At 64.7% G+C, this 22,305-nt stretch carries 11 protein-coding genes; 6 read left to right on the plus strand and 5 right to left on the minus strand.

The window, feature by feature from the left end; genetic code table 11:
* Nucleotides 1-13 precede the first annotated feature (13 nt).
* Nucleotides 14-1,513: an adenosylmethionine--8-amino-7-oxononanoate transaminase gene (bioA, locus tag ACPDIT_RS09365; RefSeq protein ID WP_423442939.1), complete on the plus strand. Its 1,500-nt coding sequence runs from the start codon at nt 14-16 to the stop codon at nt 1,511-1,513.
* A 240-nt stretch (nt 1,514-1,753) separates the two neighbouring features.
* Here bioA and ACPDIT_RS09370 read toward each other — a convergent pair whose 3' ends face one another.
* Together ACPDIT_RS09370 and ACPDIT_RS09375 are read right to left on the minus strand one after the other, a co-directional pair.
* Entirely contained in the window at nt 1,754-2,467 is a 714-nt protein-coding gene (locus ACPDIT_RS09370) for a hypothetical protein (protein ID WP_423442940.1), read from the minus strand.
* Between the two features lie 412 nt (nt 2,468-2,879).
* On the minus strand, nt 2,880-3,563 hold the full coding sequence (locus tag ACPDIT_RS09375; RefSeq protein WP_423442941.1) for a hypothetical protein: 684 nt from the start codon (nt 3,561-3,563) through the stop codon (nt 2,880-2,882).
* A gap of 862 nt (nt 3,564-4,425) precedes the next feature.
* Between ACPDIT_RS09375 and ACPDIT_RS09380 the strand changes: the two genes are divergently transcribed.
* On the plus strand, nt 4,426-5,859 hold the full coding sequence (locus ACPDIT_RS09380; protein ID WP_423442942.1) for a Gfo/Idh/MocA family protein: 1,434 nt from the start codon (nt 4,426-4,428) through the stop codon (nt 5,857-5,859).
* 76 nt (nt 5,860-5,935) lie between these two features.
* Here ACPDIT_RS09380 and ACPDIT_RS09385 read toward each other — a convergent pair whose 3' ends face one another.
* The 3 genes from ACPDIT_RS09385 to ACPDIT_RS09395 form a co-directional block, all read right to left on the minus strand.
* A complete protein-coding gene (locus tag ACPDIT_RS09385) occupies nt 5,936-6,694 on the minus strand; it encodes an SIR2 family NAD-dependent protein deacylase (RefSeq protein ID WP_423442943.1) in 759 nt (252 codons plus the stop codon).
* Nucleotides 6,695-6,886: 192 nt separating this feature from the next.
* Nucleotides 6,887-8,932 (minus strand): glycoside hydrolase family 32 protein, encoded by a 2,046-nt coding sequence (locus ACPDIT_RS09390; RefSeq protein ID WP_423442944.1) that lies wholly within the window; start codon nt 8,930-8,932, stop codon nt 6,887-6,889.
* Between the two features lie 32 nt (nt 8,933-8,964).
* Entirely contained in the window at nt 8,965-10,332 is a 1,368-nt protein-coding gene (locus ACPDIT_RS09395; protein WP_423442945.1) for a sugar porter family MFS transporter, read from the minus strand.
* A gap of 1,254 nt (nt 10,333-11,586) precedes the next feature.
* On the opposite strand from ACPDIT_RS09395, the gene ACPDIT_RS09400 reads away from it, so the two are divergent.
* The 4 genes from ACPDIT_RS09400 (at nt 11,587) to ACPDIT_RS09415 (ending at nt 22,269) form a co-directional block, all read left to right on the plus strand.
* Nucleotides 11,587-12,132, plus strand: coding sequence for a CHRD domain-containing protein (locus tag ACPDIT_RS09400; protein ID WP_423442946.1), 546 nt, complete (start codon nt 11,587-11,589; stop codon nt 12,130-12,132).
* 1,199 nt (nt 12,133-13,331) lie between these two features.
* Entirely contained in the window at nt 13,332-20,303 is a 6,972-nt protein-coding gene (locus tag ACPDIT_RS09405; RefSeq protein ID WP_423442947.1) for a hypothetical protein, read from the plus strand.
* 285 nt (nt 20,304-20,588) lie between these two features.
* Nucleotides 20,589-21,410 carry an ABC transporter permease gene (locus ACPDIT_RS09410; RefSeq protein WP_423442948.1) on the plus strand — a complete coding sequence of 274 codons (822 nt, stop codon included), beginning with the start codon at nt 20,589-20,591 and terminating at the stop codon, nt 21,408-21,410.
* 4 nt (nt 21,411-21,414) lie between these two features.
* Complete coding sequence (locus ACPDIT_RS09415; RefSeq protein WP_423442949.1) at nt 21,415-22,269, plus strand: ABC transporter permease; 855 nt, start codon at nt 21,415-21,417, stop codon at nt 22,267-22,269.
* The last annotated feature ends 36 nt before the right edge of the window (nt 22,270-22,305 follow it).

A 22,305-nucleotide genomic window follows, 5' to 3' on the forward strand; every position in this document is an offset into this window, starting at 1 on the left:
TCACGCGGACACCATGCACCCACTCGCCCGACTCGATCACCAGTACGTCTGGCATCCCTTCACCCAGATGCGCGACTGGTTGCGTCAGGAACCGATCGTCATTGTCGCGGGCCGGGGACCCTGGCTGCGCGACGTCCACGGGCGCGAATACCTCGATGCCAACGCTTCCATCTGGACCAACCTGCACGGGCACAATCACCCGCGCCTCAATGCCGCCCTGATCCGACAGTTGCGAAAAATCGCCCACAGCTCCGCCCTCGGCCTGGCCAACGAACCCGCGTCCCTGTTGGCGGCCGAACTGGTCCGCGCCGCACACATGCCCGGTTCCGGTGTGCGCCCCTCACACCAGCGCCTCAGCAAGGTGTTCTATTCCGACGACGGGTCCACTGCATTGGAAGTGGCTCTCAAACTCGCCTACGAATTCACCCGGCGCACCCGCGGTCCCGCTTCGCGCCCCCGATTTCTTTCCCTCCAGGGCGCCTACCACGGCGACACCCTGGGGGCGGTGGCCCTGGGGCACATTCCCCTTTTCCACCAGACCTGGCGCGGCCTGCTGTTCAAAACGGACACCGTCATGGCGCCCTACTGTTACCGTTGCCCGTACAACCGTGCCCGTCCGGAACGCGCCGATGCACGGCTGTACCGGCAGTGCCGATGGGAATGCATTGAGGTGGTCGCGCGGCAACTCGAACGACAACGCCGGATGCGGGGCGAACCGTACGCCGCCTTTGTCGTCGAGCCCCTCATCCAGGGCGCCGCCGGCATGATTCCCCAGCCTCAAGGCTGGCTGACCCGCATTGCCGAGCTCCTCCGCCTGCACAACACGTTGCTCATCGCGGACGAAGTGATGACCGGGTTCGGCCGGGTCGGCCTCCCGCTTCCCCCGCCCCGTCAACCCGACCGCGCTCCCTTGTTTGCCTGCCAACTCGAAAATGTCAGTCCCGATTTTCTCTGTCTGGCCAAGGGTCTGACCGGAGGGTACCTCCCCCTGGCTGCAACCCTCACCACCCGCGAGGTCTTCGATGCCTTCCTGGGCCGTTACGAGGAATTCAAAACCTTTTTTCACGGCCACAGCTACACCGCCAACCAACTCGGCACCGCTACGGCCCTGGAAAACCTGCGCTTGCTGCGCACCCGGGCCTCCTTGCGCGCCCGACTCCGACTTCAACAAGCCCTGGCCGAAACCCTGCCGGCGCTCTGGGACGTCCCTCAAGTGGGCGACATCCGCCAGGTCGGGCTGGTGGTCGGCATCGAACTCGTGCGCGACTGGACCACGCGCGAGCCGTTCGATCTGCGGGAACAGGCCGGCATTCGCGTCTGCCGTGCCATGGCCCGGCGCGGGGTCCTGACGCGGCCCATCGGCAACGTCATCGTGCTGATGCCTCCGTACTGCACCACCCCCGCCCAGATTCGGAAAATCGTGGAAACCCTGATGCTGGCTTGTGAGGAAACCCTGGGTCGTCCCTCCCGAGCGCGCTCGAAATCTCGGGTCCGGAAACCCTCCATCCGGTAGGCCGATTCAGGTTCTCCCGGGCAGGGCAGGTCCGGAAGGCGAGGGCAAAACTTCCCGCCGGGCCACCACCGTGTGTACGGGAACTTTTGGGAAGCCGCTGGAACTTCCCTACGCCGCGGCGTTGTCTTTGAAGTGCGCGATCTCGATGATTCGGCTCTGACCCGCGCTGCAGTATGCGCGTCGCAAACCCGGGAGGATTCCGCGCGACCGGGAGGACATCGGGCTGCAGCCGCCCGCCGCTCAGCGCCGACGCACCCACCACCAAACCAGGCCACCACCGAGCACCGTCAATACCAGGGCCAACGTGGACCCGCCGTCCGGCATGCGCACCGGATCCGGTTGGACCCGCGGAACCACGGGAGGCATCGTGGCCACCGGCGGCATGACCGGATCCCTCGTGATGAGTACGAATCGAACGTCGGGACTGCCGAAGTCCCCCTCCGGATCCATCGCCAGTCCAAAATTATTGCCGTTGGCCAGAAAGGTTTGAAAGACCGGCAACAACCCCAGCTCCGCCAGGGACCAGCGCAAAACCTCCGGACGCCGCTCCGATTCGGGCTTGGCATGGGTGCCAATCTCCACCTTGGACGTCCACGTAAGTGCCGCGATGCCCGTGGGACCGGAGGCATCCTTGCGGTACTGGCGCAGGCGGCCACGTGGAAACCGGCCCTCGTCCGGCAGCCAGTTCAACGGGTTCTCCGCACTGTCCAACAGGTAAAACCGCAACAGATTGAACCCGCCCGGCGCGGGCCGGTAGCGGGCTTGCGAAACCACCAGGACGGCATCCTCCACTTGCTCCCCCCGGGCCAGAACAAAGCTGCGCACTCCCCAGGTGAAAAAATTCGTCGCACGCAATTCCCAACGCTCGCCCGGATCCAGGGGCGCGTCGCTGACTCGGAACACGTACTCGGCGGCCCCGACCGAAACCACGGCCGCCGCCCATAGCGAAAACACCGTCGATGTTCCCGCTCCGCTCCGTCCCATCTCACATCCGCGGCACTGTACGCAATCCGTCGTTTTCGTCCAAGCCGCTGATGCTCAGGCTTGAGCTCCACGCGAGATTTCGGCTCCAGGCTCTCGCGCCTTCATTTCTGTGCTCCCTCTTCCAACCCTCTTCATCGGCGAAAAGCGACAACCTTGAAGTGACGAGCAGACTTTCCGGATTCAGATTCCGCATGGCGCTCCCATGCTCGGGCCGGGCTCCTCGGGCCTGCTTCTCAGGCCCGACTAGCTGCGGGAGTTCGCTCGAGCATTGGCCGCCGGTGCCGAGAGCGACTCCAAAAGCCCGGCCGCCCGGCCCTCCCGTAGAGCGCCACCCCGGTGGGATGACCAGGGTGGCGCTACGGGAGCGGAGCGGACAGCAAACTCAGGCGGAGCGACGACGCCCCCACAGGGTTGCCGTACCCACTCCGAAAGCCAGAAGGGCCAGGGTCGATCCACCGTCGGGCACCCGTTGCGGGGCCGTGTGAATCGTGAACTGCACCCCTTTGTTCCAATAGTGACAGTCCGGATCGAAGCCCAGACCGAAGTTGTTCCCGTTGGCAATGTAGGCCGTCAACTCGTCCAGAAGCCCCAATCTCGCAAAGGAATAGGTCAGCGTGACGACGTCCCCACCCGGCCCGCCGTCGTAATCCGTGTAGGTGGCGATGTGGGTTTTGGCCGTCCAATTCAGAGGAGCGATGTTGTCAATGCCGTTGTCGGTGTCGGAATAGCGCCGAAGTCGTCCCGCTGGCGGCAGGGCCTCGTCCACTTTGCCGTTGTTCGGTTTCTCTGCAGTATCCAGCAGGTACATCCGCAACCAGTTGCGGCCGTCGTTTTCAGCAGCTGTCCAGTTGTTGATGTTGGCGATGGTCAGCACCGCCTCCGTGATCACCTCGCCGGTCGGAATCGCAAAGCCCTTGAACCCCCAAGTGTACCAGTAGCGATGATCCAGGTCCCAAAGATCGTCCGGGTCGCCGTCGCGATCGTTGGGCGCGAAAGTGAAAACGGCCCCTTGCAGGCTGAGAACGCAGCCCAGAGCGGCGAGCGCTATGGTTAGATGTCGGATCATTTTACAGTTTAAGTTGAAAAACGCGTGCCTTTACTTAGATAGCCGTTTCCATGCCAAAACCTCCGTACCAGTCCCGTCATGCGGACAACTGTGTTGATTTCCAACATGTTACCGAACATCTGGACCTGCGACCCATGCGAGACCGGATTTAAATCTGTTAACCAAACCGACGTTTTAACGTTATCTGAGACGGGTCGGATGTAAGGAGAAGTTTACGGACTGACCCCGCCTTCGCACTGCCCGCTTCCACCTCCTCTTTTTCCAATCCGGCCGGCGGAAACCAATAACCCAACTCCCAAGTCGGTAACCACCGCCGGAAGCCTCCATCTCCCGCCGGACATTTCGGTGCGCCCCGAACGAGTTTCACCATTCTTCCCTTCCCAAGGCAGTTTGCAGCCCCACCCCCGACCGCAGATCATCCACCACCGACCGCAGATCAGGGTGGTCCGTAGAGCACCGCGGCTTGTTCACACCTCGTCCCCATGTCCATCGGGTACGGTGCCCCGGCCTCTTGCACGCCCGAGCCCACTCCGGGACTCTTCGGGCTTGTCAACCTCCCGCCGGATCCTTCCCACGCGGGCGTTGTTCACACCCCATGCAAGAGCGGGAAACCGTCTCCGGGTGCGCCCCTGGGAGAGGGCAACCTCCGGCTTGGACTCGTGCCGGGTTGAAGCCCTCCGCTCTCGACTCGCCTCTCCAACCGCCACCCCGACCCATCCCCGGTTCGTCCATGAATCGACAATTTTCAGTCGGCGGTCCCTCCCTCGACCCGGCCCGTCATCCAGCGGCCCTTCGACGTCCCGATTCCTGCGGACCGAAAAATCTCCTTGTGCAAGGGCTGTAGCCTGCCTAAAACGCCGGCATGGAAAACACTCAACCAACTTCTGTCCGACCGATCACGCGACGACACTTCATTTTCCTGAGCACACTGGCCGCCGGTGGCGTTGCCCTGAGCAGTTGCGCGCGACCTCGCCCGCGCCGCATCTCGCCCAATGAAAAACTCAACATCGGCGTCGTCGGCGCCGCGGGCAAAGGCGCCAGCGACACCGACCACTGCGCCAGCGAAAACATCGTGGCCCTCTGCGACGTGGACGAAGCCCACGCCGCCGGCCAGATCAAGAAGTACCCCAAGGCGAAGTTCTACCGCGACTGGCGCAAAATGCTGGAGCAGGAGAAGTCCCTGGACGCCGTCATCGTCTCCACGCCGGACCACCTGCACGGCGTGGTGGCCGCCGCTGCCATCCGCCTGGGCAAGCACGTGTACTGCCAGAAGCCGCTCACCCAGACGGTGTACGAGGCCCGGCTGCTCCGCCGACTGGCCCGCGAGTACGGCGTGGTCACGCAAATGGGCAACCAGGGCAGCGCCGAAGACGGCCTGCGCCGCGCCGTCGAATGCATTCAAGCCGGCCTGATCGGCCAGGTCCGGGAAGTTCATGTCTGGAGCAACCGCCCCATCTGGCCCCAGGGCATGGGCCGGCCCCCGGGAGAGGATCCGGTCCCGCCCACGCTGGATTGGGACCTGTGGCTCGGCCCGGCACCCTGGCGCCCGTACAAGCGCGACGTCTATCACCCGTTCAACTGGCGCGGCTGGCAGGACTTCGGCACCGGCGCGCTGGGCGACATGGCCTGTCATACCGCCAACATGCCGTTCCGCGCACTCAAACTCGGCTATCCGACCGAAGTCGAGGCCTGGTCCTCGGGCATGAACAAAGAGTCTTTCCCGCTCAAATCCCGGATCCGCTTCCAGTTCCCCGCCCGTGAGGGTCTGGCACCGGTCACCTTCTGGTGGTACGACGGCGGCAATCCGTTGCCGGACAACCCCTATCGGCACGATGGCAACAACAAGCCGCCACGGGAAATCACCGCGGACGTCGAAGCCATGATGGGCACCGTGCCCGGCAGCGGCTGCATTCTCATCGGCGACAAGGGTGTCCTGTTCTCCCCGGACGATTACGGCGCACGATTCTTCGTGAAGCTGAAGGGCGAGAAGGAAATGGTGGACGGGCGGAACCACGAAGCCGTCAAGGCCATTCCCCAAACCATCGAACGGAATCCCTTCCCGGGAGACGCAGACAAACGCCAGCACCTCGAATGGATCGCTGCCTGCAAGGGCGGAAAACGCTGCTACTCGGACTTCGAAATCGCCGCCTACCTCACCGAGATCATTCTGTTGGGGTGCGTCGCCCTTCAGGTGGGCAAACGGCTCGAGTGGGATGGCCCCAACATGCGGGCCAAGAACGCTCCCGAGGCTGCCCAGTACATCAAGCGGCAATACCGCAAGGGTTGGGAAATCTAAAACCCGCGGTCGTTCTGCCGGAACCCCGGCACCGGTGGATTGACGAGTTGCGGGCGGCTCTGGTCCCTCTCCTGTCTCAGACCAGGGCCGCCCGCACCGCTTCGGGAAACACCACCGACACGTCCCCCTCCACGCGCACCGTCACTTCCGGCAGTCCGTCGTGCTCCGTGGGACCGCGGTTCACCACGGCGTAGGGCACTCCGCGTCGGGCCGCCACCAGAGGCACTTCCGCCGCCGGGTAAACCGACAAACTGGATCCCAGCGCGATGACCGCGTCGCACGCCTCCGCCCCGGCCCAAGCCCGTTCCAGATCCTCGCTGCGTAAGTTTTGGCCGAAACTGATCGTTGCGGGCTTCAACCACCCACCGCAAGGGCACTGCGGGGGTCGGCGGGTGCGGCGAAACCATTCGAAGTGGGGCTCGGGCTCCGACCGTTTCCCGCACCGCACGCATTCAATCCAGCGGTTGGTCCCGTGCAACTCCACCAATCGCGCCGGATCCGTTCCGGCCATCTGATGGAGTCCATCGATATTCTGGGTCACCACCAGTAAGACCTTGCCCGCGCGTTCCAGTTCCACCACGGCCCGGTGCGCTGCATTGGGCCGCGCGTCGCGAAAGGCCTCCCAACCTTCGAGCTTGTACTCCCAATGCGCCACACGCGCCTCGTGCGAGCTCAAAAACTCCTGCCAGGTCACCGGCCGGCGCCGCGTCCAGACGCCGCCCGGCCCGCGAAAATCAGGAATTCCGCTCGCGGTGGAGATGCCGGCACCCGTAAACACCAACAGCCGCCGGCTGGCTCGCAGCAATGCCACCAAACGGTCGATCTCTGGTCCCATCCCAGCCGCTGGTACGCCAAAAACCAGATTCCTGCAAGCAGGCCACCGGCTCGCAAACTCGGTCCCGCCCACGGCCGTGCGTCGGCCAACACGACGGGAGACAGACCCCGGACACCGCAGGTCCGGAGCTCCGCAGGCCCTCGGCCTCCCTCGGCGCACGTGTGCGCTCGGTCCCCGCGGAAGATCCACCCGTCAGCGCCAGATCGATCGCAGAGACCAGGCTTCGAGCCGTCGCACGCGCACCGGGCCTCCGGTGGAAAACAGCCCCCACTCAACCGCCTCCGGAGGCGGAAACACCAATGCCGTCAAAACGGCTTCCCCCTCGTTGGCGAAAACCTCCACACAGGATGCATCACACCACACGTGCAGGGTCACGTTGCCGTCCCGAACCCGCAAGGGGGCCTCCATGATCCGGGCAAATGCGGGATGGAACGCGGTCTCTCCGGACCTCCGACGGTCCAGACGCAATCGTCCCGCTGCCGCATCACATTCGATCCGCGTTACGGCCCCGCCCCCGCGATGCACCTCCAGTCCGAACACCCCTGTCCGGGATGCCACCTCGAACTCTGCGATCAGCTCCAGCAACGGCCCCCGCACTTGTGCCTCCCGCGCGAGCGCGTTGGCTTCGTCCACGCTGCAATTGCGGCCCTGCAGGCCGGGCCCGCGCAACCGTTGCAACTCACGCACCGGCTGCTGCATCAGGCGCGGCCCGTCCGCGAGCCATCGCAAGCTCATCTCCCGCGGCAGCGTCATCGCGCCCCGCCACGGCGACGTCGGCACATCTCCCGCATACTCCAGGTTGGCCATCCAGCCCAGCCAGATGCGGCGCCCGTCCTCCGGCGGAATACCCGACCAGGACACCGCAGCGTAGAAGTCGCTTCCGTGGTCTGCCCACAACGCCGGTGGGCGGGCAGATCGGGCCGGCTGATCCGCCAACACAATGTGATCCACATTGACATGCCCCCATCCTCCGGAATGCCGATCCACGATCTCCAGGATCGCCTCCCGCCCTCGCCACGGCCGGACATCCCACCACTTCCATCGCAACCGCTCGGAATTCTCGCCTGTGGCGGTCCGCACCACTTCACCGTCGACCCGCAGATTGAGGCAGGTCTGCCCCTCGTGTGCCCCGCCGCCGATCAAGAAACTCAGGAAATCGTGCGTGATGACAAACGGGGGCGATCGCAGCGTGCCCTGGGCCTGGTCTCCCCCAAGGTACGTGTTCACCAGACCACGGCCCCGAAAGCCCGTCACCGGTTGCTGGTGGGGCAACGTGCCCCGGGCCGGCCCGGACCCGAACGCGGTGCCCGTGGCCGTCCAATCCTGATAGTCCTCGCCTTCGAAGTCCGCCAGCACCCGACCCTCCGGCACAAATTCGGGCTCGGCGGCCGGATAACTCGGATCCAGTCGGAATTCCCGCCCATCGAATCGCCCCGGAAAATACTGGACCCCGGACCCTCCCGAGGGTGCGCCCCCACTGACGCTGACCACCAACACCCACCGTTCCTCGCCCGGTCGACCCTCCACGGGCAACCGAAACAGGTCCGGGCATTCCCAGACCCCGTCCACGCAACCGGCCGGGCCGAAGTCGCTCAAATGTTCCCACTGTCGAAGATCCTTCGACCCGTAGAACCGCACCCGCCTCTGCAGCGGCCAAGCCACCACCATCACCCAGCGCGCCGTCGGTTCGTGCCAGAACACTTTCGGATCGCGAAAGTCCGACTCGCCAATGTCCAGCACCGGGTTGCCCGAATACTTCGTCCAGGTCCGTCCCCTGTCGCGGCTCCAGGCGATGTGCTGGGCCTGCCGCGGGGCGGTTGTGGAATGTCCCGTGTAGATGGCAACCATCGCGGGCTCCCCTTCCCGTCCAAAACCACTGGTATTCCTCTCGTCCACGACCGCGCTGCCGGAAAAGATCATGATGCCGTCCTGCTCGTGGAGGGCCACCGGAAGATGCTCCCAGTGCACCAAATCACGGCTCACAGCGTGGCCCCAGCTCATGTGGCCCCACCGGTCCCCAAACGGATTGTGCTGATAAAACAGATGGTACTCGCCCTGGTGGAAGACCAGTCCGTTGGGGTCGTTCATCCAGTTGCGCACCGGCGTGAAATGATACTGCGGCCGCCATCGTTCCTGGTAGGGCGCCGTATCGTCGGCCCGTACACTCCAACCCCAGCCCGTCAGACCGGCCGTGCCCGCCCACGCCACGGCCAGCGCCCGACGCACCCATGATTCCACGCGGGCTGTTCTGCCTGCCAACTCGCTCCGGTTCATTTCGCCACGGTCGTTTCCCTCGTCGGCCCGGTCTCCGGCCCAATGCCCAGTTGCCGCTGCATCTGCTCCAACGGCACTCCCTTGGTCTCCGGCACCATCCAATGCACCCACAACAACTGCAGCACCATCATGCCGCAGAAAAACGCGAAGATTCCGGCAGGGGGGAGCAGTTCGGCCATCTTGGGAAACACCGTGGTCAACAGCGCGGCAAAGAACCAGTGGGTAAAGCTGCCCAGGGCCTGCCCCTCTGCTCGCTGACGATTGGGAAAGATCTCGGAGATGAAGACCCAAATCACCGCGCCCTGCCCCACCGCATGCGCGGCGATAAAGGCAAAAATGAAGGGTGCCACCCAGCCGAAATGCTGCGTCGCAAATCCCAGAGCCACCACCCCCAGCGAGAGGATGTATCCCACCGATCCGATGTACAGCAGCGTCCGCCGCCCCAGCCGGTCGATCAGCCACAGTCCCACCAGCGTGAATACCAGGTTGGTGAAACCGATGCCGACCGACTGCAACAACGCGGCCTGTCGTTCCAGCCCGGTCCACTCGAAGATCCGCGGCGCGAAATACAGAACGGCATTGATCCCCGAGAGCTGGTTGAAGAAGGCGATCAACACCGCCAGCAGAATCGGTCGGCGCAGGCGCCTCGTCCAGAACCGGTCCCCACGGGAGGCCGGGGGAGACGATGCCTCGATTTCGGCCGCATGCTTCTCCAGTTGCTCCGGCGGGGCATCAGGCTCGATCAGCCGCAGCACCTCCAGACCGCGCTGCCGGTCGCCCCGTCGCACCAACAGCCACCGCGGACTCTCCGGGATCCCGAAGCACAGCACCGTGTACAACAACGCCGGGACCGCCTCCGCGCCCAACATCCACCGCCAGGCGTTTTCTCCCGCGACCCGACCGATGATCGCGTTGGACAAGAACGCGGCCAGGATGCCGAACACGATGTTGAACTGAAACATCCCCGCCAGCCGGCCGCGCCGTGCCGGAGGAGAGATCTCCGCGATGTACAGCGGGGCAGCCACCGTCGAAATCCCCACGCCCAACCCGCCCAAAAACCGCGCCGCGCTGAACGAGTACACCCCGGTGGCCAGGGCCGACCAAACCGCCGACACCAGGTACAGCACACCCACCCCCAGCAGAGTCGCGCGCCGACCAAACCGGTCGGTGGGCCACCCGCCCGCCATCGCCCCCAGGACCGTGCCATACAGGGCCGAACCCATGGCCAACCCGTGTTGACCGGCACTCAATCCCCACAACGCCTGAATCGTCTGCTCCGCCCCCGAAATCACCACGGTGTCGAACCCAAACAAAAAACCGGCCAGCGCGGCCGTCAGCGACCAGAAAAAAATGCGATGGTTCATGCAGCCAGTTTCCGGTTTGCCACTGGTTCGGACCTCGGGGCCGACCACGAATAGCGCGATGCGCGTGGATCGTCGCCCCACGGGCCTCCGGCTCGAGGTCGGCCCGGCGTTCCGTGGCCAGCCGGCTCCACCCACAACAAACCCGTTCCATCATGTCAAGCTTGAGACCTGCCAGTCCCTGTCGATCCGCTTCCTTTCCTGCTCCCTCCGGAACAGGCCTCCGGTCCATGGCCCCGGAAACCCGCTGCGCGATCCCCCTCTCAAGCCGTTTCCACGACCGGGCCCGCCGTTGCGACGAACCCATGCGGCAAGCCGCCACGGAGCGGCATGCCGATCCAATCGTGCTCGAATCGCCATCCGCCACCGCAGGCCCCGGGTGGCGATCCGCCCCGCCTGTCCCCGCTCTTGTTCGCCCCTTGCCCTCTGAATCAAGGTTGTTGGCCCTGACGAGCCTACTGCCACGCGCACTGTTCGCCTGCAGAAACGGGGGACCCGACGCATCTCAGCTCTCGGACATTCCCGAAAGGCCGGCGGAATCTCTGGCGTTCTCTGCCGATCGAGCCGAGAGAAAACGGCATCTCCCCGGGATTTCTCGAATGCGAGGCTCAAAAAAACGGAAACGCGCCCTCTGCGGTCCCAGGATCACGCGGAGCCATCCACGCACCGAAGGCGCGCCGATTCGACAGCCCGGGGCAACGCCCCGGGAATTCGCGTCCCCAAACCCCACCGTGCCCTGAAAGGGCGCGAGTCCGTGCTCCCAATCGCGCGGGGGGCATGTGACCGTACCGAGTTCCGCCCCTTCAGGGCGGGGTGAATCGCGGCCCCTCGGTTACCCGGGCGTTGCCCTGGGCTGGTGAATCCTCGCCACGATGGGGCGAACCAGCGGCGCCCCCAAGCTGCCATCCCTTTCCGACTCTTGGTGGGATTCGTGGGTAGGTGGGATTCGTGGGTAGGAATCTCCGTGGGAGTGCTGTAGGGTAGATCGTGTGCAGAGTCGGCAGAAGCAGGACGCCTTGCGCCCCACACTCCCTGTCCGGCGCATTCCGGGTTTTCGACACCACGAAAAGCCCGTGGGAATACCGGGGCTCCTCGGCACGGGAAAGCCGGAAAAAAAGGGATCTCATTGGGATTCGTGAATGCGGGACTCGAAAGCTGAAACCCGTCTCCCGAGAACCGCACCGCAAAAATTTAGGTTGACAAATCCAGATCCTTAGCCAAGCTTTTGGGCGAACGAACCCCAAACTCTCAACCCCTATGAAACCGCTCCTGATACCCACGATCGTACTCGCGGGCCTGACCTGTGTCCTGGCCGCGCAACATCAGTTCTCCATCACTCTGGACGCCGCGCAAGCCGGCGGAGGGGGACGCTCCGGCTCGGGTGCGGGCACGCTGACGCTGGACGACGCCCTGAACACCCTCACCTTCAACAACATCGTTTGGAGCGGGCTGTCCGCCAACGCCACGGCAGCTCACATTCATGGGCCGGCGGGCCCCGGAGTGGACGCCGGCGTGATTTACAACCTGGTGCCCACCTACACCCAATCGGGCAGCACGTCCGGGACGATCAGCGGCACACTGCCCCTCGTGGACGGCCAGGCCGGTTTCAGCCTCGCCACGCAACTTTCCCAGCTCCACGGGGGGCTCTGGTACATCAACATCCACAGCACCGCATTTCCCGGCGGGGAGATCCGGGGCCAGATTGTCCCGGAACCGACCAGCCTGGCCCTGCTGGGACTCGGGCTGGGGTTCGTAACCCGGGCCCTCCGGCTCCGAAGCCGCCAGCCTGCTTCGCCAGTCTAAGCCGCCCGAAACGATAGGTTTCGGGTGTTTTCTCTGGGGCCTCGGCACCATCCTCAGACCCCGGCGGCAGGCCTCGGGGCATCGCCGGCAGGCGTTTGTCGCGAGCCGCTTCGAGCGACCTTTGAAACCCGGAAGTCATCAGGTCGTGGCCCTCGAGCCGGGGCCGGAACAGAGGCTCGATGGCCTGCAAAGCGGATCTTTTCGTTCCCCGCGAAAGCCCGCCGGTCGGGCCGCGCGGCGGGGGCACCGGATTCCGGTCCAACTCTCCTGCGGGAACTCCGCAACGGCCTCGACACGTGTGACTCGTCGAATTCCCCGCATACCGGAGGTCGGCGGTGCGGCGCCAGGGAAGTGTCCCCCACCGGCGTAACTCATCCCCATGCTCACAGACGGTGCACTCCCCGCCATCGGCTTGCCGCTCCACATTGCGGATTGGAAAGCGCCCCCGTTCCCGGCAGCCGGCATTCTGTAAGCCGGGATCCGTACGGAAGAAGAAACGAGGCTCGATCTGTTCCTGAAGCGTCCCCCGGGCTTCGGTGGCCCGGCCCAAAATCCACCGCAGGGGATGCCGCCTTCAAGCCGCTGGCCCGCGTTGGTGCTCCGAAGGTTCAGTAGAGTGATTGAAAAAGTCCACCTCTCCCCAAATCACCTGCGGCGGTCGTTGATCCGGCAGGGCTGTGTCCCGAAGAAAGAGGTTTTTGGAGTGCCAGCCGGCCCGTCGTTGGAAAAAGTCATTGTGTCCGCAAAAGCCTGCGAAAACCCGCGATCCGTCGAGCGCCGGTTTCGGAAATCCGGCTCCTTGAAAGTGTCTTCAAGCCCACTGCGTATGCGTCGGCCTCCATTGGCTCGGGCCGATGAACACGTGTACGTCTTGGTCGGTCTCCCGGCCGGGGATTTGGAAGTTGGCCCTCTGATCACCACACCGAGCAGATTCGCCGGTGGATGGTCCTTGCCCGCCCGGTAGTTGTCCGGGGCTTTTTCGTATCCGGGTTTTCCCCGGTCGTTGCCGATCCGCGGTCGCAAGCGGGGTAGCTCTGGAGCTTCTTTCCCTCTGTGGCGTTTTCGCCATTTCAGGGCGCCCGGCGACCCGTCCCTGCCGGGAGCTCGTGAGGTGGCAACCTCTCTCCGAACCGCAAAAAACGGCCACTCTTTGGCAATGGATGGCATGCTGTGGATATCAGCTTGGAGGATGGTAGGGCGTGAAAGTCTACGTGTCCTTCTGGCAGCCGCCCGCCGTCCTCTTTTCGTTTTGCCGCACGGTTCGCGGCCTCCTCGGATGGAGCGTGGTCCTGGCGTCAATCACTGGCGCGAGCGCCTACCCGTTCTCAGACAGTTTTGAGAGTGGTCTGGGCCAATGGAACGCAGAGGGTGCGTGGGGACTTACCTCGACGCGTTTTGCCTCGCCCACCCACGCAGTTACGGACAGTCCCGGCGCCTTCTACACCAATCGCACCGATGCCGCACTGACCCTGGCCGGTTCCCTCGATCTGACAAGTGCGGTCAGGCCCGCGCTCGGCTTCTTGCATCAGCACGCCCTCGAACCCGGCTATGACTTCGGCCGGGTGGAAATCTCCACCGACGGTGGCGTGACATGGGTGGCCACCCCGTTGGGGGCCTACACCGGTCATCTCTCCACCATGACCCGCGAACAGATCGATCTGACGCCTTTTGCCGGCCTGAGCAATGTGCGCCTCCGCTTTCGGCTGGTGACCGACGGTTCCGTGGTGATGGACGGGTGGTATATCGACGATGTGGTGGTGGCCGAAGCCCCTGCACCGGTGACTTTGTCGGCCACGCTGACCAACCGCAATTCCGCCACCCTGGCGTGGAGCGCCTCGGTCGAGCCGGATTTCACCGTCTATCGGCTTTACCGGTCGCTGACACCGGGGGTGGACTGGCGCACGGCCCACGTTGTCGCCGAACTGCCCAACAGGGCGGCCACCCATTTCACCGACATCACCCTTGGCCCGAAAACCACCTACTATTACCGGCTCGCGGTGGTGAACGCCAAGGGCCTGCTCGGCCTCGGCAACGAAATCGCCGTCACCACGCATCCGGGCATGGACTACCCCTTCGTGGACAACGGCGAGGCCGGGCCGAACATGTGGATCGCCGATCCACCGTGGTCTTTGAGCGACGAAGACGCTGCGTCACCCACGCGCGCGTGGTCCGACTCGCCCGGCACGAACTATGTCCACGGCATTGGCTCCCAGTCGCTCACGCTGGCCGCGCCCCTGGCCCTGGCCGGGCATGCGGTCTCGCCAGTGCTGTCATTCAATCACAAATACGACTTCGCCGCGGGTGACGCGGGTTACGTCGAGATCTCCCTGAACAACGGTGCCGACTGGACGTCGTTGGGAAGTTTCACCGGCACTTCTTCCAACCAGTGGCGGCGGGCACGTTACAGCCTGGCTGCCCATACCAACGCCGCCGCGGTTTTGCTGAGGTTTCGGATCACCACCGACACCTCGGCCAACGCAGACGGCTGGCATATTGACGACATTTCCGTGGCCGAGTCGCCGGCCGTAGTGCCCGCACCGGTCCTGGACGAGATCACCTCGCACACACTGCGCATAAGCTGGCCCGCCGCCAACGATCCATTCTTCGCCGCGTACGCCGTGTTTCGTTCCACCACGCCGGGTGTGGGCATCAACTCGACCCTCGCCGCATGGATCACCAATCCGGCGACCACCTCGTTCGTGGACACGAACCTCGCCCTCGATACGCTCTACTACTACCGCGTTTACGTGGTGAACGCGTTCGGCGCTTTTTCTCCCGACAGCCCCGCGGAGAGCAGTGCCCGCACGCTGAACCATCCGCTGCCGTTCCGCGACGGTTTCGAAGGCGCACTCCTCGGCTGGACTCTGACCGGCACCTGGGGACGCAACACCAACGAGTCTCACTCTGGTGTGGCCTGCCTCAGCGATTCGCCAGGTTTCAATTATGCAAACAGTTCCGACTCCATAGCCCAAACAGCGGTGAATTTGACGGGCAGTCGCTGGCCGGTGTTGCGGTTTTGGGATCGGTTTCGGCTGGCTGACAACGACTGGGCCCGGGTGGAGGTTTCGACCGATGGGAGCAGTTGGACTGCGGTGTACGGGGCGGCGGGGGTGCAGGCGCAGTGGCGGGAGCAGCGGATTGACCTGTCGCCGTGGAAGAACCAGAGCAACTTGCGCATCCGGTTTCATTTGTGGAGCGACGGTGGTGGCACCGAGGACGGCTGGAGCATTGACGATCTGGCGGTCGAGGAGCACGCGTCGGGGGCGGTGGGCCTGCCGTTTCAGGAGACTTTCGAGTCGGGTTTGGATCGGTGGCTGGCGGCCTCCTGGGCTGTGGACACCAACGGGCCGCAGGGGGGCGGTTTTGCGGTGCGGGACACGCCGGCGGGGCGTCTGAATCCGGACACGCGGTATGAGTTGGGGCTGGGCGGGGAGTTGGATTTGAGGGGGGCGGTCAATCCGCAGTTGGTGTTCTGGGTGCGGGGGCAGTTGGCGTATCGGACGCGTTTCCGGGTGCAGTGTTCCAGCGACGGCGGGCTCAACTGGGGGGATTTCTACGGCCTGAACCACGACTGGAATGCGGACTGGACGCGGGTGCAGGTGAGCCTGCAGAGTCTGACCAACCGGCTGGTGCGACTGCGGTTTGTGACCTGGAGCGAGTGGGGCAGCGCCCCCGCCCAGGATCTTTGGATCGACAACGTGGTCCTGCAGGAGATGCCCCCGCCGGTGAGCCTGCAGGTGCTGACGCCGGGGCTGCGCTCGGTGGAGCTGGAATGGACGGCCTCGACGCTGGGGCCGGCGTTCAAGCGCTACGAGGTGTATCGGTCCACCGGTCCGAACGTGGAGCTGACGCACACGCGCATTGGGGTGGTTACCAATGCGGCGGTGACCCGGCTGACCGACACGGGGCTGTCGATCGGGGCGACGTATTACTATCGGGTCTTTGTGGTGGACACCAACGAGGTGTTCAGTCCGTCCAACGAGCGGTCGGTTACGACCGTGCCGGTGGGGCTGCCGCTGAGCGACCCGTTGGAGACGACCGACCAGTGGGTGACCACCGGCAGTTGGGGCATTGCCGAGGGGGGGCGCAGCGGGAGGTGTTTGAGCGACTCTCCCACAGGCGATTACGGCAACAGTACCGACACTTATGCGTTGACGGCGGTGAATTTGACGGGCAGTCGCTGGCCGGTGTTGCGGTTTTGGGATCGGTTTCGGCTGGCTGACAACGACTGGGCCCGGGTGGAGGTTTCGACCGATGGGAGCAGTTGGACTGCGGTGTACGGGGCGGCGGGGGTGCAGGCGCAGTGGCGGGAGCAGCGGATTGACCTGTCGCCGTGGAAGAACCAGAGCAACTTGCGCATCCGGTTTCATTTGTGGAGCGACGGTGGTGGCACCGAGGACGGCTGGAGCATTGACGATCTGGCGGTCGAGGAGCACGCGTCGGGGGCGGTGGGCCTGCCGTTTCAGGAGACTTTCGAGTCGGGTTTGGATCGGTGGCTGGCGGCCTCCTGGGCTGTGGACACCAACGGGCCGCAGGGGGGCGGTTTTGCGGTGCGGGACACGCCGGCGGGGCGTCTGAATCCGGACACGCGGTATGAGTTGGGGCTGGGCGGGGAGTTGGATTTGAGGGGGGCGGTCAATCCGCAGTTGGTGTTCTGGGTGCGGGGGCAGTTGGCGTATCGGACGCGTTTCCGGGTGCAGTGTTCCAGCGACGGCGGGCTCAACTGGGGGGATTTCTACGGCCTGAACCACGACTGGAATGCGGACTGGACGCGGGTGCAGGTGAGCCTGCAGAGTCTGACCAACCGGCTGGTGCGACTGCGGTTTGTGACCTGGAGCGAGTGGGGCAGCGCCCCCGCCCAGGATCTTTGGATCGACAACGTGGTCCTGCAGGAGATGCCCCCGCCGGTGAGCCTGCAGGTGCTGACGCCGGGGCTGCGCTCGGTGGAGCTGGAATGGACGGCCTCGACGCTGGGGCCGGCGTTCAAGCGCTACGAGGTGTATCGGTCCACCGGTCCGAACGTGGAGCTGACGCACACGCGCATTGGGGTGGTTACCAATGCGGCGGTGACCCGGCTGACCGACACGGGGCTGTCGATCGGGGCGACGTATTACTATCGGGTCTTTGTGGTGGACACCAACGAGGTGTTCAGTCCGTCCAACGAGCGGTCGGTTACGACCGTGCCGGTGGGGCTGCCGCTGAGCGACCCGTTGGAGACGACCGACCAGTGGGTGACCACCGGCAGTTGGGGCATTGCCGAGGGGGGGCGCAGCGGGAGGTGTTTGAGCGACTCTCCCACAGGCGATTACGGCAACAGTACCGACACTTATGCGTTGACGGCGGTGAATTTGACGGGCAGTCGCTGGCCGGTGTTGCGGTTTTGGGATCGGTTTCGGCTGGCTGACAACGACTGGGCCCGGGTGGAGGTTTCGACCGATGGGAGCAGTTGGACTGCGGTGTACGGGGCGGCGGGGGTGCAGGCGCAGTGGCGGGAGCAGCGGATTGACCTGTCGCCGTGGAAGAACCAGAGCAACTTGCGCATCCGGTTTCATTTGTGGAGCGACGGTGGTGGCACCGAGGACGGCTGGAGCATTGACGATCTGGCGGTCGAGGAGCACGCGTCGGGGGCGGTGGGCCTGCCGTTTCAGGAGACTTTCGAGTCGGGTTTGGATCGGTGGCTGGCGGCCTCCTGGGCTGTGGACACCAACGGGCCGCAGGGGGGCGGTTTTGCGGTGCGGGACACGCCGGCGGGGCGTCTGAATCCGGACACGCGGTATGAGTTGGGGCTGGGCGGGGAGTTGGATTTGAGGGGGGCGGTCAATCCGCAGTTGGTGTTCTGGGTGCGGGGGCAGTTGGCGTATCGGACGCGTTTCCGGGTGCAGTGTTCCAGCGACGGCGGGCTCAACTGGGGGGATTTCTACGGCCTGAACCACGACTGGAATGCGGACTGGACGCGGGTGCAGGTGAGCCTGCAGAGTCTGACCAACCGGCTGGTGCGGCTGCGGTTTGTGACCTGGAGCGAGTGGGGCAGCGCCCCCGCCCAGGATCTTTGGGTGGATAACATCTCCATCGAAGAGCCCCCGGCACCGGTTCTGCTGATGGAACCGGTCGATATCACGCCCGCCTCCCTCCGCTTGACCTGGAGCGAGAGCGCCATTCCGAACTTTAAGGCCTATCGGGTCTATCGCAGCGAAACCCCCGACGTCACGGAAGAGTCCACGCTGGTGTCCGTGATTACCAACCGCACGACCACCACCTTCACGGACACAGGCCTGATGGCACGCAAGACGTATTACTACCGGATCTATGTTTACAACCAGAACGACACCAGCAACGGCTCGAATTTGGCCTCGGCCATGACGGATGGCGTGAGGCTGCCATTGGTGGAACACTTCGAAACCAGCCAGCCGGGGTGGACGTTCACCGGCACGTGGACACCCTGGCCGGGCGCGGGCCGCAACGGCACCTGGGGGTTGGTGGACTCCCCGTCGGATTATCCCAACAACGCTTCGCACTATGCCCAGCTGGCGGCGGACCTGCGCGGGATGGAATGGCCGGTGCTGCGGTTCTGGGACCGGCATGTCTTTGCGAACAACGATTGGGGGCGCCTCTTCGTCTCCGGCGATGGGGGAACAACCTGGACGTGTGTCTATGGGGTTTCCTCGGTGCGCACGGAGTGGGCGGAACAAAGCATCGACCTGTCGGCCTGGAAGCACTCCGGCCAGGTCTGGCTGCGGTTTCAGGTCCACACCGACGGCAGCACACAGGATGACGGTTGGGCCATCGACGACCTCTCCCTGGTCGAGCACACCCCGGACCCAGCGGTCTATCCGTTCTTCGAGGATTTCGAAACCGGGCTCGACCACTGGTTGCACTCGTCCTGGACCGTGGATACCAACCTCCCGTTTGCCGGTCGGTTCGCCGTGCGCGACACCCTGCCGCCACGAATCCCCCCGGACGCACAGCTGGGGTTGGTGCTCAATCGTGAGTTGAATCTCAGCAACGCGGTGGATCCGGTGCTGACCTTCCACGTGCGCGGCCAGCTCCAGCACCGCACCCGGTTCCGCGCCCAGGTCTCGACGGATCGCGGGGCGAGTTGGCGCGATCTGGTCGGACTGAACCACGACTGGAATCAACCCTGGACGCGCCTGCAGGTGCCCCTGACCGATTACGCGAACCGCTCCATCCGCCTTCGATTCCTCGTATGGAGCGAGTGGAGCACGGCACCGGATCAGGACCTGTTCCTCGACAACATCGGTGTTGGCGAACCCGCGCCCGGCGCGCCCACGCTGGCGGCCCCTGCCAACTCCAGCATCGTGGGCGTCGCGCGCCCCACGCTGGTCGTGACCAACGCAATCGATTATCAGGGTGACCCGCTGAGCTACCGCTTCGAAGTTTATGCCGATCCGGCATTGACCACGCCGGTGGCCCAGGTGCCGGCCGTGGCGTCCGGCCCGACCACGACCGCGTGGACCGTGGACATCGATTTGCCCAACAACGCCCAGTACTGGTGGCGTTGCCGGGCCACCGACGGCACGAACCTCGGCCCCTGGATGGCCACCGCCACGTTCTTTGTCAACGAAACCAATCGACCACCGCTGGCGCCGGTCATCGCAGGACCGCCGGTGGGCCTGGTGCTCACGAATCTCGACGTCTTGCTGCTGTGGTGGCCGTCGGCCGGCGATCCCGATGAAGGCGACCGGGTGGTGTCGTACCACCTGCAGGTGGCCGACCATCCGTCCTTTGTGTCGCCCGCGATCAACGTCACCGACATCCCGGCCGTTGACCTGCCCCCCGGCACCAACTGGGTGCTCAGCCTTCCCCTCAACGCTCTGCCCGGCGCGCAGAATCTCGTTTGGCGCACGCTTTATTACTGGCGCATCCGCGCGCAGGACCAACGCGGTTTGAGCTCGGCGTGGTCGGCGGTGGGGCCGTTACAGTACGGCCCACCTGCGCCGCGCGCCGCCACCCTGACGGGTCTGCGCTCGGGACCGGGCGGCCAACTGACGCTGGAATGGACCGGGGCCGCCGGTCAGATCTACGTGGAGTTCAGTCCCGGTCTGAACCCGGCCCGGTGGTACACGGTGGCCGGCCCGCTCAGTGGCACCAACTGGACCTTTGAACCGGTGCCGGGTACGGCAGCCGGCTTTTATCGCCTGCGCTGCGAGTGACCCGCGGAACCGGTCCCGGGCACACGGAGAAAGAACCGGAGCGACCACGGTCCCGATCGCCGGATGGGGGTCTCGAAGCGGGGCCGCAGGGGTACTCGGTCGTCCATGCGTCAAGGCCGGCTCCTGTGCATCGCGCCCGTTGCGGAGGGTCGCGGACCCACACACTGATCGGCTGTTCGCCTTTGCCGGGGCGGTTGTCCATTCGCACGGGGCAACCGGGACGCAGAGAGTCACCGCCCGGACCCGGACTGGCCGGATTTCTCCCGGCTCGTTAAGCTGCCGGCCATGACCGTGGCAAGGTTGCGCAAGTACGGCCAGGTGCTGGTGCTGGGTATCCAGAATCATCTGGCGTACCGATTCAATTTTCTGGCCCGGGTGCTCTTCAGTCTCATCCCGCTGACCGCCCTGCTCATGCTGTGGCGCACCATTTATGCGGACAAACCACCCGAGGCCCGGATCGGCGGTTACCCGCTCGAGCAAATGCTGGCCTACTACCTGGTGGCCGCCCTCGTCAACGCCCTCACCGCGGTCACGGAAGACGACTGGCAGATCGCCGCCGACATTCGGGACGGCAACATCAATCATCTGCTGGCCAAGCCGCTCGACTATCTCACCTATCGCCTCTGTCTGTTCGCTTCCGGGCGGCTCATTTACACCTCGGTTGCAGGGGTCCCCCTGGGCCTGTTTGTCCTCGCAACCGGCGTGCCCCTTTACTGGCCCGTGGATCCGACCACGTGGTTCTGCTTTCTGCTGTCCGTGATCCTCACCGCGCTGCTGCAGTTCTTCCTCTCTTTCGCGCTGGCCATGCTCGCGTTTTGGGTGCTGGAAGTCTCCACCTTCATTTTCATCGTGTACGCCTTCGAGTACATCGCCAGCGGGCATTTGTTTCCGCTGGACATTCTGCCCCCCGCTTTGCAGGGGCTCCTCGCCTGGACTCCGTTTCCGTACGAACTGTATTTCCCGGTGAGCATTTACCTCGGCAAAACGACCGGGGGGCAACTGGCACAGGGGCTGGCGGTGCAAACATTCTGGGTGCTCACCGCCTGGGGCCTGGCTCGCTGGGCCTGGCACCGGGGACTGCATCGATACAGCGCCGTGGGAGGTTGAGCCTGTGAAGCCGCGTCTCGATCGCCCTCCTGCCGCGCCTGCGGGCGCCCCGGGCTGGATCCGCTCTCTCGTCCGGTACGTCCGCATCTACGCCGCGCTCTGGAGCAACTCCGTGACCCGGGAGATGACCTTCAAAACCAACTTTCTGCTCTGGATCGTGGTGGAGTTGCTCTGGTTTGCGTTGCAACTGTGTTTCATCGGCGTGCTCTACCTTCACACGGACGCCATCGGCACCTGGACGCGCTGGCAGGTGGTGCTTCTGGTGGGGACGAGCCATTTCATCCAGGAAATCTTTCAGGCCTTCTTCCTCATCAATTGCGCCAACCTGAGCGAGCTGGTGCGCACGGGCAAACTGGATTTCCTCCTCTTGTTGCCGGCCAATTCCCGGTTTCTGGTCTCGCTGCGCCAGGTGGACCTCGGCAGCTTCGTCAATGCCGCCACCGCCGTGGTCGTGATGGTGTATGCCGCCCAGCAGCTGGAACTCGAGCTCACGCCCGCTCGGCTGCTTGCATTTGGCGCGCTCTGCCTGTGCGGCATTCTGGTGCACTACTCGCTGATGTTCCTGCTGGCCTCCATCAGCTTTTGGACCGTCAAGGCCCAGGGTATCGTCTGGGGCTACTACAACCTCTTCCAGTTGGCCCGGATGCCGGACGAAGCGTTTCGCGGCGTGTTCCGGTTTGCGTTTACCTTTGTCTTCCCGGTCTTGTTGGTCACCAACGTGCCGGTGCGCGTGCTGGCGGAAAAACTGGAATCTCCGATCTGGCCCTGGTTGCTGGTCCTGCTTGCCATCGGGTGCCTGCTGGTTTCCGAGTGGGGCTGGCGCCTCTCGCTTCGCCGGTATACCAGCGCAAGCTCCTGAGACCCACGGGATCCGTGCGCTCGGGCGGTGTTTTCC

The organism is Limisphaera sp. VF-2 (assembly GCF_049537125.1).
Classification (GTDB): domain Bacteria; phylum Verrucomicrobiota; class Verrucomicrobiia; order Limisphaerales; family Limisphaeraceae; genus Limisphaera.

Excerpts from the sequence above, each read along its gene's own strand:
- bioA (WP_423442939.1), top strand. The coding sequence starts at position 14 with ATGCACCCACTCGCCCGACTCGATCACCAGTACGTCTGGCATCCCTTC.
- ACPDIT_RS09375 (WP_423442941.1), bottom strand. The coding sequence starts at position 3,563 with ATGATCCGACATCTAACCATAGCGCTCGCCGCTCTGGGCTGCGTTCTC.
- ACPDIT_RS09380 (WP_423442942.1), top strand. The coding sequence starts at position 4,426 with ATGGAAAACACTCAACCAACTTCTGTCCGACCGATCACGCGACGACAC.
- ACPDIT_RS09385 (WP_423442943.1), bottom strand. The coding sequence starts at position 6,694 with ATGGGACCAGAGATCGACCGTTTGGTGGCATTGCTGCGAGCCAGCCGG.
- ACPDIT_RS09395 (WP_423442945.1), bottom strand. The coding sequence starts at position 10,332 with ATGAACCATCGCATTTTTTTCTGGTCGCTGACGGCCGCGCTGGCCGGT.
- ACPDIT_RS09400 (WP_423442946.1), top strand. The coding sequence starts at position 11,587 with ATGAAACCGCTCCTGATACCCACGATCGTACTCGCGGGCCTGACCTGT.
- ACPDIT_RS09410 (WP_423442948.1), top strand. The coding sequence starts at position 20,589 with ATGACCGTGGCAAGGTTGCGCAAGTACGGCCAGGTGCTGGTGCTGGGT.